Source organism: Shewanella sp. DC2-4 (genome assembly GCF_013248875.1).
GTDB lineage: Bacteria > Pseudomonadota > Gammaproteobacteria > Enterobacterales > Shewanellaceae > Shewanella > Shewanella oncorhynchi.
This window is the reverse complement of sequence record NZ_JABRVR010000002.1, coordinates 3,554,327-3,570,682: the sequence shown is the minus strand read 5'-3', so window position 1 is coordinate 3,570,682 and position 16,356 is coordinate 3,554,327. Positions and strand designations below refer to the sequence as shown.

The window sequence follows — 16,356 nt, the reverse complement described above, 5'->3', positions numbered from 1 at the left end:
GTGACAACGGCATTACTTGAAATTTCAGGTTGTTATCGCACTTTTCAGGCGGGTGAGCAGCAACTCACTGTGCTGAAAGATGTGAACTTGTCGATTGGCCGTGGCGAGATGGTGGCGATAGTTGGTGCTTCTGGCTCGGGTAAATCGACCCTAATGAACATTCTTGGTTGTTTAGATAAGCCGTCAAAGGGCGCGTATTTTATCAACGGCCAAGATACCTCGACTATGGACGTTGATGAGTTAGCACAGCTGCGCCGCGAGCACTTTGGTTTTATCTTTCAGCGTTATCATTTACTGGGCGATTTGACCGCCATAGGCAACGTCGAAGTGCCTGCTGTGTATGCGGGTAAAGAACGCACGGTTCGTAAAGACAGAGCCGAGCATTTGTTAACGCGTTTAGGCCTTGGCGACAGGCTTGACCATAAACCCAATCAGCTCAGTGGCGGACAGCAGCAGCGGGTCAGTGTGGCGCGCGCTTTGATGAATGGCGGCGATGTGATCCTTGCCGATGAGCCGACGGGTGCGCTGGATAGTCACAGCGGCGAAGAAATGATGCAGTTGTTGCAGGAGCTTCACAGCGACGGTCATACCATCATTATCGTGACCCATGATATGCACGTGGCCCAATATGCCGACCGCATTATCGAAATCAAAGACGGCGTGATCATCAGCGATGAGCGCAGTCAGGATAAACAAACGGCTAAGCCACAAAGCTCGACGTCACAAACTTCGACGTCGCAAAGCTCAACGTTACAAAATATGGCGCCACAAAATCCTAGCGGTGCAGTGGCAGCAAAAGACAGCTCGCGTGCGCGGGTGGCTTCGTGGGACAGATATGTCGAAGCGCTTAAAATGGCGCTGGTGGCGATGTCGACCCACAGGTTACGTACCTTCTTGACTATGCTCGGGATTATTATCGGTATCGCCTCTGTGGTTTCTGTGGTGGCCTTAGGTGAAGGCTCGCAGCAGGCCATCCTCAAAAGTATCAGTTCGATGGGAACCAACACGATTGATATTCGCCCCGGTTCAGGTTTTGGCGATCGACGCTCGGCGCGGGTGCGCACCTTAACCGCAACGGACGCCAATGCCCTTAAAAATCTGCCCTATGTTGATAGCGTGACGCCAAGCATTGGCTCTACTGCAACGGTTCGTTTTGGTAATAAAGCGGTATCGGCATCGGTGAATGGTGTGGGACCTGAGTTTTTCCGTGTAAGAGGGTACGAGTTAGCGCAGGGCCAATTTTGGGATGATGCCAGTGTCGCATCGCTCGCCCAAGATGCGGTGATTGATGACAACACCCGTAAGGAGCTTTTCCCTAACAGCGCTGCCGACAATAACTCGGCGATAGGGCAAGTGATTTTCCTTGGAGATTTACCCGTACGTATCATAGGTGTGACTCAACCCAAAGAAAGTGCTTTTGGTAACAGCGATGCGCTTAATGTATGGGTGCCTTACACCACAGTTTCTGGCCGTATGGTGGGTAAAAATTATTTGGATGGTATTACAGTTCGACTCGATGAAACTGTGCCGAGTAACGCGGCGGAGCAGGGCATTATCGCGCTGCTTAAAATGCGCCACGGCACGCAAGATTTCTTCACTATCAATACCGATACCATTAGGCAGAACATCGAAAAAACCACTGCGACCATGACCTTACTAATCTCGGCTATCGCGGTGATTTCCCTTGTCGTTGGCGGAATTGGGGTGATGAACATTATGTTAGTGTCTGTGACTGAGCGAACCCGTGAAATCGGTGTTCGTATGGCCGTGGGTGCGCGCCAGAACGATATTTTGCGCCAGTTCCTTATCGAAGCCATTTTAGTGTGTTTGTGTGGTGGCACCTTAGGCATCGCCTTGTCCTACTTAATTGGCGTGGTGTTTGCTCAAACGGGGGGCAGTTTCCAAATGATTTATTCTACCACCTCCATCGTTGCTGCCTTTGCCTGCTCGACCTTAATTGGTGTGCTATTTGGTTTCTTACCCGCCCGCAATGCGGCGCAGTTAGATCCCGTTGACGCACTAGCCAGAGAGTAATAACACCATGAATAATAAACTATTTAATCGACCATTTTCGCCTCGTAGCTGTGCTATTGCTGTTTGCACGGCTTTGGGATCAGCTCTGTGCATAGCACTACTGAGTGGCTGCGGCAGTGTTATGCGTTCAGACTTTGAACCGCCTGCATTGGCAATTCCAGAACAGTGGCAACACACCACAGTGAACGAGCAAGTAAAAGTCGACCCTTGGTGGCAGCAGTTTCATCAGCCCGAGCTCGATAAGCTGGTCAGCCAAGTGTTGATCACTAACAATGACTTAACCCTGGCGACCTTAACGCTGCTTAAAGCACGCTTGCAGGCAGGGCTAACGCGGGATGATCTATACCCACAGTTATCGGCAAACCTTGACGCTTCCCGTAATCAGCCACTTGAGGGTGGCGATGCGACTAAGAGTTATCAAGCAAAATTGTCCGTGAGTTATGAGGTGGATTTGTGGGGCAAAGTGTCGGCCAATATCGACCAAGCTCAATGGGCGGCGCTGGCGAGCGCCGAAGATAGGGAAAGTACCACCCAAAGCCTAGTGGCGACCACTGCATCCTTGTATTGGCAGATAGGTTATTTAAATCAACGGATTGATTTAAGCCAAAAGAGTATCGAGTACAGTCAGCAAACGCTGGCATTAACCCAAAGGCAGTATGATTCTGGGGCCGTGACGCAAGTGAATGTGCTCGAAGCTCAGCGCAGTATGGCGGGACAAGAGGCAGCCCATAGCCAGCTTATTCAACAATTAACTGTGGCTAAAAACGCCCTCGCGATATTACTCAATCAAGCGCCAGCCGCTGATCCAGTGCAGAGTTTAGCTTCAGGGGGAACTTGGGTTGAGATTAAGCAACTCCCCGACGTAGCAGTGCCGGACGTTAGCGTGGGTGTACCCGCAGATTTATTAGTGAGACGGCCAGATGTGAAGGCCTCCTTGTATCAACTGCGCTCCGCCTTGGCGAGTAAAGATGCGACCTATGCGAGTTATTTCCCAAGCCTGAGTTTAACCGGCGGTGTTGGGGAGTCGACCTCTGAGTTAAAAGAGTTGTTACGCAATCCCGTTGGCAGTTTAGGCGCAGGGCTAGTCTTGCCCTTTTTGCAGTGGAATCAAATGCAAATTAATAATGACATTGCCGATATCGATTATCAAACCGCAGTGGTGAATTATCGCAAGACGCTTTATTCCGCCTTTGAGGATGTCGATAACGCGATTTCGGCTAAGCAGCAATATCGTTATCAAGGGGAGAAGTTGGCACAGCAATTTAGCGCAGCGGCGGCCGTTGAAGCCATTTATGAGAGCCAGTACCGCAATGGCGCTATCGGTATTCAGAATTGGATTGATGCCCAAGAGAATCGTCGCAGCGCCGAGGCGGCTTTACTCGAGAATCGTTACAACCAACTCACCGCCCAAGCGACGCTTTATCAAGCTCTTGGTGGCAGCGATATCGCCCCTCCTTTGGCAAAGGAATAGCGCATTTTTGTAAAAGCATCACAGCGCGACAGAAAAATAAAAAACCGCTATTAATAGCGGTTTTTTGTATTGCTCAGGGTGAGTGTTTGAATCTGTGCTTAGCCGTTAAGTGGATTAACTGCGTAATATTTGCAGCGGCAAGCTGAGCATATCATCGCCCGTTCCCGCTAAGTGCCAGATGATGCCGACTAAGGCACCAACTGTGAGCAAGTACCAAATAACCGAGAAGATTTGCCCGTATCTGTCTAATGGCAGCAGATGGCTTTGATGGCGAGTTCGCCACTCGAAGATGATTTCTAAGCTGCCGATCAACAACAAGAAGCCCAATAGCGCTAAGCCTAAGGTGTAGCTGATATACACTCCGAAAGCGGCACCGGCGGCGCAGGCGACCAGCCCCATGATGCTGTTCATCGAAAAACTGATGCTCTTTAAAATATGGCCGCCATCGAGTGGCAAAATAGGCAATAAATTAAATAGGTTAAGCAGCGCATTAAAGGCGGCAAGGCCAGCAAAAAACACATTGCCCGTTGCGTGGTAAGCAATCAAGGAAGCGATGGACATCAAGAGCCCAAAGGTAGGTCCCATGATAGAAATCACCACATCTTGCCAACGTGTATTAATTTTCTCATCGGAGAGCGCGAGTCCGCCCATAAAGGGAATAAGGTAAATCCCTTTGGTTTTCATCCCAAAATATTTCATTGCGCGAATATGGCCATATTCGTGGAATACCAAACAGGCGATAAGTGCGAGGGCGAATTGGAAGGAGAATAGCCAAGAATAAGCGGCAACACTGGCGCCCGCTAACACTACCTTTATGACTTTAGCGCTCTTTAACAGCTTAAAGCCGAGGGAGGCGAGTCCTATCATGCTGATTTTTTGCTGCTTAACGATGGGCGTTTCTGGTGTTTGGCGTTCGATATCTTTCTCTGTCCGTCGCCCTTGGTCGATAATCTTGTCATCCATCAGCAAGCAGTAATCGAGGCGGAAAGGCTGCCAAACGAGATCGGTTTCGAGGCGAACTTGGATTTTAGCTTCTGTTATGGCGATGGCTTGCTCACCACTTTCTGTCACCAATGGGCTGCTGTGGTGGGTGAGCTCAAAGACATGGACTTTGAGGCCGCCATTATCGACGGAAGCTTCTTTTTGTGAGACTAAGGTGTTGTCCCAGTAGAGTTGTTGCCAGCCCGCGAGCGAGCCTTCTAAGCGCAGTTGTTTGCCTAAGCAGTCAATCTTAAGTAGTTCCAATTTCGGTTCCATCTATTTGTATATTTAGTGCCAACTTAAACGTCATCCCTTGAGTCGACGCAGAAAACGGTTATTTTGGAGTGCATCTTAAGCGCTTTACCATCTGGCTTAGCGCTGTTGCACCGCGGCAAATTATGCCTGTGAATTGATTATGAGGATATTAGCTTTTAAGGTCATATTGTTTTTTATTGATTAACTGAGTCATTGATAGCCATTTATTATGGCTTATCATGTGTTTGCTGTTTATTCATCGAGGGTACGAACAATTTCGATTCCTTGGGCAATTGTCGTGAAAGCCAGTTTAGCAACACAACATTGTCCTAGTGCTTGGGCATGATTTTGAACCCATTTGATAAATTCATTGAGTGGTAAATCCTGTTTTTGGCGCAGTAATCGAGGTAATTCGCCAACAGGATCTTCATGGATTTTTTGTGGACAGGCACTGATAAGGTATCGCTGCCCTTTGGAGTCTAATAATTGATCGGTTTCGATGAAGTGATGCTGATAGAGACAGGCCAGTTCGAGCCAATCTCTTTGATGTTCTAGGTAAAGTAATTCGTCATTTTGAGTCAGTTTTACAATCGCTGGCCATTCAATACTCGACATCTTAACGCTAGTCATTTCAGATCCTTAGGAAGTTTAAAATGGGCTCTGAGGTATTCTCTGAGATCAATCGGCGGCAGTAGACAAGGATTAGGATTTAGCAAGAAGGTGACTTGGCATACTGCTGCGTGCGTTTATCTGTGAGCAGTATGCCACGCTTGGAGAAGATAGATAGAGGCCAGAACGAGTTCAGAGGTTTGGCTACCGAGCGAAAGCTGCCTCAGCACTGGCGTTAAGAACCCTAGTGAACCTTATGTGCTCGGTACAGCTTTTGCCTTGGCGTTATAGTCAAAGTTAATCTCTTGATTAACATTGGCAATACAACAAGTGCCGTGTTCACGTGCCGTACGGTGATTTGCTTGACCTATATGCAGCTCAACGTTAAGGAATACGTGTTTAAGCACTTCGATACGGTATTTTTCGTAGTAGCCTTCGACTTCTTGTTTAAAGGTATCGAATTCAAGCTCTTCACGGGTACGTTCGTCCATGATGCGATTCTTCTCATCAAGCATCATCTTTATTTGCTCAATCATAACCGCGTCAGCTTGCCATTCTGACTTGGGGGGCAGTTTATTGAGGCGAGCCTCGATATCTAAACTGGCGACAACCATAGCTTTAACGCTCTCATCGAGTAGCTTGAGATCTTGCTTGAGTTCAGCCTGTCCCATTGCGCAGTAAACGTCAGTTTTAGTCCCTGCCGTTGCACCTATGACAACCGCCGTGATGCCTTTTTCAGCGTGTGCAACTCCGCCAACCAGATCACCACGACGACCGCTAGGATCGCTGACCGTTAAACTGCCGGCGGTTTTGGTATTACTGTGCAGCAACTGTTTAGTGACTAAGATATTACCTTTGGCAACTAATTGAGAATATTGCACAAATTGGGCGCTGATCTGGCCTTGAGAATAGATATTGGTAGAGTATTCATTGGCTTTAATCTGGCGGCCAATGATGCCTTTACTCACAGTGACATCGCCTTCTGCTTCAAGGGTGGCGGAGTCCACAAACCCCATCACGGTAATATCGCCTGAGCTTTTAACTATCATGCCCTCGTGGACATCACCTGTGATTAAAATACTGCCCTTGAAGGTGACATGGCCTGTGCTGATGTCGACATCTTTAAGTTGCAGTACATCATCGACATTCATACCTGTACGGGTTTCGACGGGTTGCCCCGGCACTGTGGCGATCAGCTTATTGGGATCTTTGGGATGAAAAGCTGTGCCTGTACCCGCTTGAAGCACTGCATCCTTACCTGGTTTTTGTTTAAGGACTTCGCCCTTGATGTTGTAGCCCGGAGTGCCTTCGGTGGCTAAATGTTTAACCATCAAGAGATCATTGGCTTTAACAACGATCATTGCGCCTAAATTGCGCATATCGACACTGCCATCTTCGCGCTCTTGTGGCTGAAGCAAGCGCTCCCGCGCAAGGAATACTTTGCGTTCTAGTACCGCATTGAGTCCATTAACAGGGGCTTTGCCTTGGGCTATTTCACTTTGGCAGATTTCCCCTGGCTTGAGTGTGCTGAGTTGCTTTAGTAGAGCTTGAATTTTGAGTTTGCTTAGCCCCATGCAGACGTTGTTTTTTTTGAGATGAGTGAGGATCTCTGGCAAATCTATCTGTTTACCACCCCATGCTGCGGTAAGTTTAAGACTGGCTTGCATTTTATCGGGACTAATCTCGATAGCTATGCTGCCATCGCGACGTTCGGCCAAAGTAGTATAGAGCTCAAATTTTCCATCGTCTTGATTACAAAGAGAGTTGATTTTAGCGACGGTTTTAGTAATGGCTGGTTCTAGCGGAAACAGGGCGGCGAATTCAGGTAAAGACAACAGGCGCATTATGTCTTCATGGGTGACTGGACCATGGACATTAGGGATCAGGCGCAATTCAGCTTTTGTCTTATCGCTGTTTAGCTCTATGAGTTCAGGGTCCAGCATAGGGGCATTCCTAGTAATTGCGTTTTATTCTTGTTAAGAAGCTGTTTTGAGTATAACAGTAGAAACTTAGGGTAAAGAAGCCTTTTTGGCTGCAAAATCAGCAAATGTTGTCATTTTGTTGTTAATGGTCTATGAGTGAATTTTAAAATAGTTTTTTATAAAAAATTGAGTCTTATAATCAGTGTTATCTCTGGTTTTATAACAAAAATTACTGAATAAACCACAACTTATATTGATTTTAGGTTTAACCATTATTTTGATGTTTTAAATCGAATCCCTATGTTAGGAACGGCTGTTGAGTGACTATAAGTGAGGAATTGTCAGAATCGCTGGCATGCGGCAGATCACAATATTGAATTTTGTAACACGATGAAAGGGAGGTTTTATCTAAAAACAAACAGGGATTGGGATAAGAGTGAGTGGCTGGGTTGCCAATAACGCGCTTCAGCGAAAGCATCTGCGCGTTATTAATCAAACATCTATTTGTGCTGGAAGTAATACAACTTGTACTTGTTGTTATCGGCAACCACTTTCAATTGGCCAAATTCGGCGGCGATAATATCGGAATAGGGCAGGTGGCGATTGGCGACTATTTGCCAAATACCATTATGTTGTAATTGCTTAGCACTATCGGTGACAAAGTTCTGCGCTATGCTGGTGGTGCTGGCGAGGCCATCATGAAACGGCGGATTAGAGATAATGCCGTTAAATTTTCCTGTGGTTTGCGCGAGCCCATCGGATGGATACACTTTGGCTGTCATGCCATTGGCCGCCAGGGTGAGTTCACAAGAAGCTAACGCCATGGCATTAATATCAACACATTCTAGGGATAGGCTCGGTTGTGCTTTTAGTAGAGCGGCGGTGATCACGCCTGCGCCGCAACCAAAATCGAGCACTCGACCCGAGAGTGTTGGTAGGTGTGACAATAATAATTCAGTGCCGAGATCTAACCGTTTTTCGCTAAATACCCCGACTAAATTACAGATACTGATCTCGCCTTGCGGCGTTGTGAGTTGATACTGACTGACCCAGTCGCTAAGTTTCATTGCCGGGGCGCTGCCCTCTAAATGGCTACCAAACAGCAGGCAGTGGCGGGCGTTATCGAGCTTCATCCCCGTCGTAAAATACTCAGGCAAGAGTTTAACTAAAGACTTAATCCCGCCTTTGTTTTCCCCAACCACTAACAGTTGGCCGTTAGGCACAAGATTGCTGGCGGCGAGGTTAAACAGATAAGGTGCGAGGGGTTTAGCCTTGGGGAAATAAACGATAACAGTATCGTACTTTTCTGGTTTAATTGGGTCTTGATGTGGCAGTTCGTGGCCGAAGTAGCAACGCAGTTTTGAATTCGCGTGCGGCGCTAAGTGTAAATAATGGTGATAATCCAAGGCGAGGGCATCGACCGAGGCCGCGACATCGAGCAGGGCTTTTGGCAGTAGATCGGCTTCATGATTGAGCACTAACACCTTATGTTGGCTTAGGCTGTCTTGATTACGAATAATGACTTGCGATGGATTAGTTAACACAGTTACTGGCACCGATAGACTTAAGTGCGGGCATTATACCTGTTATTTATGCCCGAGCCAGTTTGCATCGAATCACTGCGCTAAGACCTAATAAAATCCCTAATAAAATCCCTAATAAAATCCCTAATAAAATCCCTAATAAAAAGACCCAATAAAAAAGGCAACTGCATTATGCGGTTGCCTTATGTGATTGTCTTTAATGAACGGAATCGACTAACGCTTAGCTTTTAGGTTTCTTCGGTTTTGGCAATAAGCTGAAAATCTTATTGGCGATATCAGTATTGTCTTGATGGCCGTTAAACAGCTCAGATGCGGGACCTGCGGCAAACACTTGTACGTCTGTGCCTGTATGACCGTCGGTTGTCCAACCTGTATCAGTTCGCTTATCAATAACATGGCGAATTGCAACCGCGATGGTTTCTAATCCCTGCATTCTGGCGACCGTTAATTTTGCGATTTCTTCTTCGTTGAGCTCAAAACCTAAACCGCGGGCAAGATCGGCCTGCCATTGTTCACCGCTGATGGCGGCTAAGGCTAATGTGTCGGTACTGGCTGAAACGTTGCGTAGGATTTCAGGGTTCCAGTTGTACTTTCCATCGACGCCAATCGATAGGCCGCCGGTGTTATGGTCGGCGGTGATCACCATCAGGGTATCAGGATGTTCACGCACGAATTGCTCAACCACTTCAATGGCATTGGAGAATTCATCCATCTCACCCATAGCAGTGGCGATGTCGTTATTGTGGCCCGCCCAGTCGATGAGACTTCCTTCGACTAACAACACAAAACCTTGGTCATTCTGCGACAGTAAATTGAGTGCTTTTTGGGTTAAAGTGCTGAGTTTTTTCGCATCTTTTTCATCAATCGCCCAAGGTAATTGGACTTCGGCAAACAGTCCCAGCACTTTAGGTTGGGTGATGCTGGCGAGATCTTCAAAACGAGTAATATGTTGATAACCCTTGGCTTTAAATTGTGCTAATAGTTCAGGGGTAAAGTATTTTTGACCACCGCCTAAGAATACATCGGCGTTAGTTTCTAGATAGCTGAGTGCCAAAGCATCGTAGTTTTTACGGCTTTCGTTGTGGGCCAAAAAGGCGGCTGGCGTGGCGTGGTTGATTTGCGACGTTACAGCGACACCTGTGCTAAGGCCAAGGGATTTGGCTTTTTCGAGTATGGTCGGCAGCGGTTGCTTTTGGGTATCGACCGAAATCGCCCCATTGTAAGATTTAACGCCAGTGGCGAGCGCAGTTGCTGCCGCGGCTGAGTCGGTAACATAACCACTGACACTGGCGGGATAAGTGCTCGCCATCCCTACAAGTAAACGGTCGAATACGGTTTGTTCGACTTCCTCTGTGTCAGGATTATCTTTGTAGTAACGGTAAGCGCTAGTGTAAGACGGTCCCATACCATCACCTATCATGATGACAATGTTTTTGGGACGCGACGGTGCTTTCGTTGGACCTGTTTCTATGTTGGCCCAAGTCGGAGTCGATAGTAATAAACCTATGCCGAGTAACAAGAATGGCGCTTTGGTGAAACTCATATCACATCCCTAGAAAGTGGCTAGGCGCTTGTGATGTCAAAGCGCCTTAAATCAACAAACTCGTTGGTAAATTTTTATGCTTTGGTGTTCATGCGTGCTTCAATAGCATCCATTAACATGCCGGTGATGTCGACATTAAATGCTGCTTGGATCTCACGGATACAAGTTGGACTGGTTACGTTGATCTCAGTCAGCTTGTCACCAATGACATCGAGGCCGACAAAAATCAGTCCACGTTTTTTAAGTTCTGGACCAATGGCGCGGGCAATTGCCCAATCGCTGTCGGATAAAGGTTGAGCCACACCGCTTCCGCCTGCCGCTAAGTTACCACGGGTTTCGCCTTTCATTGGGATACGCGCCAAGGCGTAGGGCACAGGCTCACCATCGACCACTAAAATGCGTTTATCGCCTTTGGTTATCTCAGGGATAAAGGCTTGCGCCATGGCATATTGTTGGCCATAGCTGGTCAAGGTTTCTATGATGACCCCAAGGTTTGGGTCGTCCTGCTTCACGCGGAAAATCGAGGTGCCGCCCATACCATCAAGTGGCTTAAGAATAATATCGCCCTTCGCTTGGTGGAAAGCGCGGATACGTTTGGCATCACGGGTTACGATCGTTTCTGGAGTGAATTCGCTAAACCATGCGGTAAATAGTTTCTCGTTAGCATCACGTAAGCTTTGTGGCTTGTTAACGATCAACACGCCTTGTTCTTCGGCGCGTTCAAGCATGTAAGTTGCGTAGATAAACTCAGTATCGAATGGCGGGTCCTTACGCATTAAGATCACGTCGAGTTCGCTCATTGGCGTGTCTGTAGCTTCGCCGAGTTCAAACCATTTGCTCGCATCATTGAAAACAGTTAACGGACGCATATTGGCCATAGCCACACCGTTGACCATGGCAAGATCGGCCATTTCCATATAAAACAGCTGATAACCTCTTTCCTGCGCGGCCATTAACATGGCAAAACTGGAGTCTTTCTTAATGTTGATCTCACTGATGGGGTCCATCACTATGCCGAGTTTTATCATTAATCTGTTCCTTATTTGTCGCCGTTTGCAGGCAAAAAAGCATTTATTGGATAATGGGGTGCTATACCACCGCTGTGTGCGGCTGTGGACGGTCTAGCCTAAATCACCAAATCTGAGTTGCAGTGCCGTAATGGCGGTGAGCGAGGCGGTTTCGGTGCGTAGCACTCTGGGGCCAAGCAACACATCGGTAAATTGATAGGTTTCTGTCATGGCGATTTCTTCCGCCGACAAACCGCCTTCTGGGCCAATTAATAGTCGCACGCGGGTATGGGCCAAATCTAAGCCATTGATACCGTGTGCGGCACGTGGATGCAAATTGAGTTTAAGCGCTGAGGTCGGCTCACTGCACCAATCGTGTAAGTCCATCGCTGGGCGAATCACGGGCACTTGGCTGCGTCCCGATTGCTCACAGGCGCTCACGACGATCTTCTGCCATTGCTGAATTTTTTTCTCTAGGCGTTCGCCGTTGAGTTTCACACCGCAGCGATCTGAAAACAGCGGCGTAATAGTATTGACGCCAAGCTCGACTGATTTTTGAATGGTGAACTCCATTCTATCGCCACGGGAAATCACTTGGCCTAAGTGCAAGTTGAGTGGCGACTCAGATAAATTGGCCTCACAGGAGAGCAGTTTTACTGTGACATGCTTCTTACCTGCGTCAACAATTTCAGCAAGATAATCATTGCCATCGCCATTAAATAGACTGATATGTTCGCCGTTGCCCATGCGTAGCACCTTGCCGATATGGGCCGCGCCATCTTCGTCTAAGTTCAACTGTTGATTGATGGCTAATGGCTGAGGTTGATAAATTCTTGGGACTCTCATTGTCGACCTTATTCGGCTAATTGTTGACGCTGTGGTGGCGCATTACAGGCATTCTGCACAAAGGGGTTATGGTTACCTTGGGTTTGCGCTATGGCGTTATCACGTTTGCACTCAATAGTATCAACTGGATAGGTTTTATCCCATGCCTTAAATAATTTTAATTGGCTAGAGGCGATTTTAAGACCATAGGTCTGCTGCATATAGAGGTAGGTTCTGGCTATCTTACCGCGGGTATTCGCGGGAGGTTGTGCTTGACGATTCTTAAAGTCGACTACCATAGCACATTGGCCATATTGGTCAGCCTTACCGTTCCATTGGCTAAATCGGAAGTTGCTGCGATCGCCATTGACCTCACCAATTGCGGGTACCAAATTATGCATGTCCGATTCCATTTTATTAAATTCATTACTGTTATCGGCACAGTTTTTACGGCCGCCCTTTTGCCAGCATTGGAGTTGATGGCCAAATTCCCAGGCGGGGACTATGTGTTCCCACTCGATACGGTTGGCGCGGGTTTCCTGTTTACGGACTTGATAACCACAGCTGGCGAGATCGGGTTTCCACGATTTACCTTTGATCTGAATTTCACAGCCACAGTAAAAGCTGACTGCGGGCAGAGTACCTTGGCGACTGCCTACGTAGAGCGCCTGTGACTTGGTTTTTGCTTGGCTGAAACTGCTGGGATGTGACACTGAGGCACTTGCGGGCACAGATAAGGTCGCCGCCCAAGTGATTAGGCACAACAAAAGTCGCCGTGAATTAACGGTTAAAGAAGCTATGTTCAAAATTTATCCCAAAATAACAAACACTACGCGAGCCTTTGGCTCGTCTTTTATGGCGTGATGGTAAGGGAAATATCGCTGTTTATGCAAATTGAGTCGTACTTAGGTGGGAGTTTTGTTTGCTGAAAGTCGCTAGAACGCAGTTAAATGGGTCTTACAGCGTTTACAAATATAACGACTTTCACCACGCAACACCTTGTTATGGCGGCGAATACTCAGTCGAATCGGTCCACAGGCGCAGCGATACTCAACATCGCGACTCGTAACTGAAGTGGTATTAAAGCTATGTGTGGTACTCGGATTGACCTTAAATACCGTTAACATCAAAGATTGCCATTCTTTACCGTGGGGCTTGGTTTTGCCAAAAAGCTGAAAACACAGCAAATGACAAATTTCGTGGGGGACGACCTCAGTCAGAAATGCCTCGCTGTTTTCGCGTAGCAATACAGGATTGAATCGCAAGCGATTCTGTTGCAGATGAGCTGTACCCGCGCTCTTACCCCTTAGACTAAATTGAGTGACTGGGCGTGGAAAAGTGCGCTTAAGCGATACCTCGGCCTCTTGATAACAAGCTTCAATTCGCTCTAGTACTTGAATTTGTAGTGACGAGAGTGCGCGTGATGAACCGGTGAAAATATGTGCCTGAGCCGGATTTGGTGCTGGTGGACTCGTTATCACCTGCGACTTATCTTGGCTTTGGCCCAAGGCTGCGTACGTCGACCTTGACAGTGGTGCAAGTGCTTCACTGCTGCGACGGCGTAAGGCATTGAGTAAGTCAGCGGGTTTCAGCATAGGGTTAGCGTTGGATCTCGTCGGTTAAAGATAAAATTGAGTGCTTAAAACTTATCGGTGATTAAGCCTGCCTAAGCGTTCACATCAGAAGCGTTCACATCATAGCGAACGCTATCTGACAATGCTAGTTTCAGCCTGTTTCAGGAAATGTGACTTGGCTATAAACTCGCTGCCGCCTGCATCACCATAGTGCGTACTTGTTCGACTATGGCTTGCTCAGTATCTGCGTCATAGCCTTTGACTCTTGGTGTGTGAATGTGGCCGACCTTGGCATGGCTATTAAACTTTTGCTGCAAGACTATGGCACGATAGGAGATTTCATTAGAAAGATAACCGCCGCCAGAGCCTTCGACTGAGGTTTCGTTTTGCAGTTCGTTTAATGACGTCGCGCTAAATTCGCCGCGGGCAAGGGTAGTGACAGTATGGTTATCATTGACTTTCCATTGACCATCTTTGACTTGCATAGCCGAAACAGGCAGTGAAAATTCCACAAATTCGGGGCCGATAAAATCTTTACCATTAAGCTTTGGGGCAACGGGTGCGGTTTTCGTGCCGCCAGTGAGTACGTTTGGGTTATCGGGCGCCGCTGCGCTGCGATTTCGCCCAGGGAAACGTTCGATATCAAAATCAGTTCGGCCCATGCTAACGGTGAATACAAATTGGGTTTTGGGATCGCGATAAATCGGGCTCAATAGCGACTCGATAAGTCCTTGATCAAAATCTGCAAAACGTACTGGCACCATAGCGGTTTCTATTTGCGCCGTTTTACCATTAATATCAAAGCGAAAACCATCCAAGGCGAGGGCAACTAGACCGGAAGGATTACTCTGGGTGATATCTTTGTCGAGGAAGAAAGGATCGAAACCCGTGAGAAATATTTTGATTTGGACATCATCACCATATTGAATATCGCTAAAACCCCGTGAGGCTTTTTCAACCGCACTCATTAATATGTCTTGTTGCCAATCGGCCATTTTAAAGTTGGCGCTGGTGGTTTTTAGACTATTAAGCATGGCAAGGCGAGCCCAGTATAAAGGTCGGTCGTCAAAATGCCCTGACTGCACATCGCGGACAGCTTGTTGCCATAATCTGTGTCCTTGGCGTGCCGCTAATTGGGTGGCGTCAACTTCGTTTTTCTTTGAGCTCAGCTGAGCCAGACCATCGTCAAGAGCTTGATAGCGAGTGACTACGTCGCCTATGGTTTTTTCGGCTGTTGGTAGGCGGGAAACTTCAACATCACCAAATAACTGCACGGCACTGGCTGTAGTCATTAAGCTGGTGGTGAGGATGAGTGTTAACACTGGCTTTAACATGTTTGGCTTCCCTGTAGTGATTAGACGTTATTCATTGGAAATAATGATTATTTTTTTCGTACGGATAGGCTCTTATGCCAAAAAGTATGCACTACAAGCTGAGGGTAATAAAGTTAAGCTCAGTGATCTTCGTCATCTTATGTCAATATCTTCTATCACAAATCATATGGCGCTAGCATTAATCCATCTGCAACAGTGCAATAGGGTCTAGTTTGCCTCTTTTTTGCCACAATTGGTCAGCAGTTTGCTAGGGCTTGCCAAAACCCTAAGTGATAGCCTTAATCACTTTTTTAGTTCATTGGATTGTTTGTTTTTCTACAAGGAGACTTTATGCGTTTGTTCACCATATCGGCTGTGCTGGTGATGTCGTCTATTTTAGTGTCGTCAAGCTTAGTGGCGCCGACTTTTGCATCTACTACAGCTAAGGAGTGGCAAGAAACCCGCAGTTGGGATGCCAGTTTTACTCAGCACCAAACTAAAGGCGTAGTGGTGTTATGGAATGAAAACAAGCAACAGGGATTCACTAATAATCTTAAACGTGCCAATCAAGGTTTTTTACCTGCATCGACGTTTAAGATTCCTAACAGTTTGATCGCGCTAGAGCTTGGCGTGGTGAAGGATGAGCATCAAGTCTTTAAGTGGGATGGTAAAAGTCGAGATATCGCAACTTGGAATCGTGATCATAACCTTATTACTGCAATGAAGTATTCGGTTGTGCCTGTCTACCAAGAGTTTGCTCGCCAAATTGGTGAGGCGCGTATGTCGAAGATGATCGCCTCGTTTGATTATGGTAATGAGGATATTTCGGGAAATTTGGATAGTTTTTGGTTAGATGGTGGCATACGAATTTCGGCTACGGAGCAAATCGATTTCCTACGTAAGCTTTATCACAACAAGATACACGCTTCTGAGCGCAGTTTACGTATTGTTAAGCAAGCCATGCTGACTGAAGCGAATTCTGACTATATTATCCGTGCGAAAACCGGCTATGCAGTCAGAGCAGAACCAAGCATTGGCTGGTGGGTAGGTTGGGTTGAACTCGATGATAATGTATGGTTTTTTGCGATGAATATGGATATTCCCGACGCCGCAGGTTTACCATTGCGTCAAGCCATTACTAAGGAAATCTTAAAACGGGAACGCGTTATTCCTTAGCCCATGCTAGGTCGCGTAAGCATAGCGTATCTAAACCTTGCGAGAATTGCGTATGAAGTGGCCTACTTGGCTGACATCAATCGTGATACTGAAAGCCTAGAC

The 16,356-nt window shown here is 47.2% G+C and carries 13 protein-coding genes; 3 read left to right on the top strand and 10 right to left on the bottom strand.

All coding sequences use genetic code 11. The annotated features are described in order from the left end of the window. The gene (locus HQQ92_RS16235; RefSeq protein WP_173246787.1) at window positions 1-2,034 is read left to right on the top strand and encodes a MacB family efflux pump subunit; all 2,034 of its coding nucleotides are present in this window, start codon (window positions 1-3) and stop codon (window positions 2,032-2,034) included. Window positions 2,035-2,041: 7 nt separating this feature from the next. Further along, on the top strand, window positions 2,042-3,505 hold the full coding sequence (locus HQQ92_RS16230) for an efflux transporter outer membrane subunit (protein ID WP_173246784.1): 1,464 nt from the start codon (window positions 2,042-2,044) through the stop codon (window positions 3,503-3,505). A 114-nt stretch (window positions 3,506-3,619) separates the two neighbouring features. On the opposite strand, the gene HQQ92_RS16225 is transcribed toward HQQ92_RS16230, so the two are convergent. The 10 genes from HQQ92_RS16225 to HQQ92_RS16180 form a co-directional block, all read right to left on the bottom strand. Then, window positions 3,620-4,762 carry a site-2 protease family protein gene (locus tag HQQ92_RS16225; protein WP_168826794.1) on the bottom strand — a complete coding sequence of 381 codons (1,143 nt, stop codon included), beginning with the start codon at window positions 4,760-4,762 and terminating at the stop codon, window positions 3,620-3,622. 231 nt (window positions 4,763-4,993) lie between these two features. Continuing rightward, window positions 4,994-5,371 (bottom strand): DUF4144 family protein, encoded by a 378-nt coding sequence (locus tag HQQ92_RS16220; protein WP_028759298.1) that lies wholly within the window; start codon window positions 5,369-5,371, stop codon window positions 4,994-4,996. Between the two features lie 233 nt (window positions 5,372-5,604). Further along, a complete protein-coding gene (locus tag HQQ92_RS16215) occupies window positions 5,605-7,293 on the bottom strand; it encodes a DUF342 domain-containing protein (RefSeq protein WP_173246781.1) in 1,689 nt (562 codons plus the stop codon). Between the two features lie 479 nt (window positions 7,294-7,772). Continuing rightward, window positions 7,773-8,816 (bottom strand): methyltransferase, encoded by a 1,044-nt coding sequence (locus HQQ92_RS16210; RefSeq protein WP_173246778.1) that lies wholly within the window; start codon window positions 8,814-8,816, stop codon window positions 7,773-7,775. Between the two features lie 220 nt (window positions 8,817-9,036). Beyond that, complete coding sequence (locus tag HQQ92_RS16205) at window positions 9,037-10,359, bottom strand: alkaline phosphatase (protein WP_173246775.1); 1,323 nt, start codon at window positions 10,357-10,359, stop codon at window positions 9,037-9,039. Between the two features lie 74 nt (window positions 10,360-10,433). Further along, window positions 10,434-11,387: a glutathione synthase gene (gshB, locus tag HQQ92_RS16200; RefSeq protein WP_173246772.1), complete on the bottom strand. Its 954-nt coding sequence runs from the start codon at window positions 11,385-11,387 to the stop codon at window positions 10,434-10,436. A gap of 93 nt (window positions 11,388-11,480) precedes the next feature. Then, window positions 11,481-12,212 (bottom strand): 16S rRNA (uracil(1498)-N(3))-methyltransferase, encoded by a 732-nt coding sequence (rsmE, locus tag HQQ92_RS16195; RefSeq protein ID WP_173246769.1) that lies wholly within the window; start codon window positions 12,210-12,212, stop codon window positions 11,481-11,483. 8 nt (window positions 12,213-12,220) lie between these two features. Then, complete coding sequence (gene endA, locus HQQ92_RS16190; protein WP_173246767.1) at window positions 12,221-12,997, bottom strand: endonuclease EndA; 777 nt, start codon at window positions 12,995-12,997, stop codon at window positions 12,221-12,223. 129 nt (window positions 12,998-13,126) lie between these two features. Continuing rightward, complete coding sequence (locus HQQ92_RS16185; protein ID WP_173246764.1) at window positions 13,127-13,786, bottom strand: SprT family zinc-dependent metalloprotease; 660 nt, start codon at window positions 13,784-13,786, stop codon at window positions 13,127-13,129. A 158-nt stretch (window positions 13,787-13,944) separates the two neighbouring features. Beyond that, window positions 13,945-15,099 (bottom strand): hypothetical protein, encoded by a 1,155-nt coding sequence (locus tag HQQ92_RS16180; protein ID WP_173246760.1) that lies wholly within the window; start codon window positions 15,097-15,099, stop codon window positions 13,945-13,947. Window positions 15,100-15,429: 330 nt separating this feature from the next. Between HQQ92_RS16180 and blaOXA the strand changes: the two genes are divergently transcribed. Beyond that, entirely contained in the window at window positions 15,430-16,254 is an 825-nt protein-coding gene (blaOXA, locus tag HQQ92_RS16175) for a class D beta-lactamase (RefSeq protein WP_105251500.1), read from the top strand. Window positions 16,255-16,356: the final 102 nt, after the last annotated feature.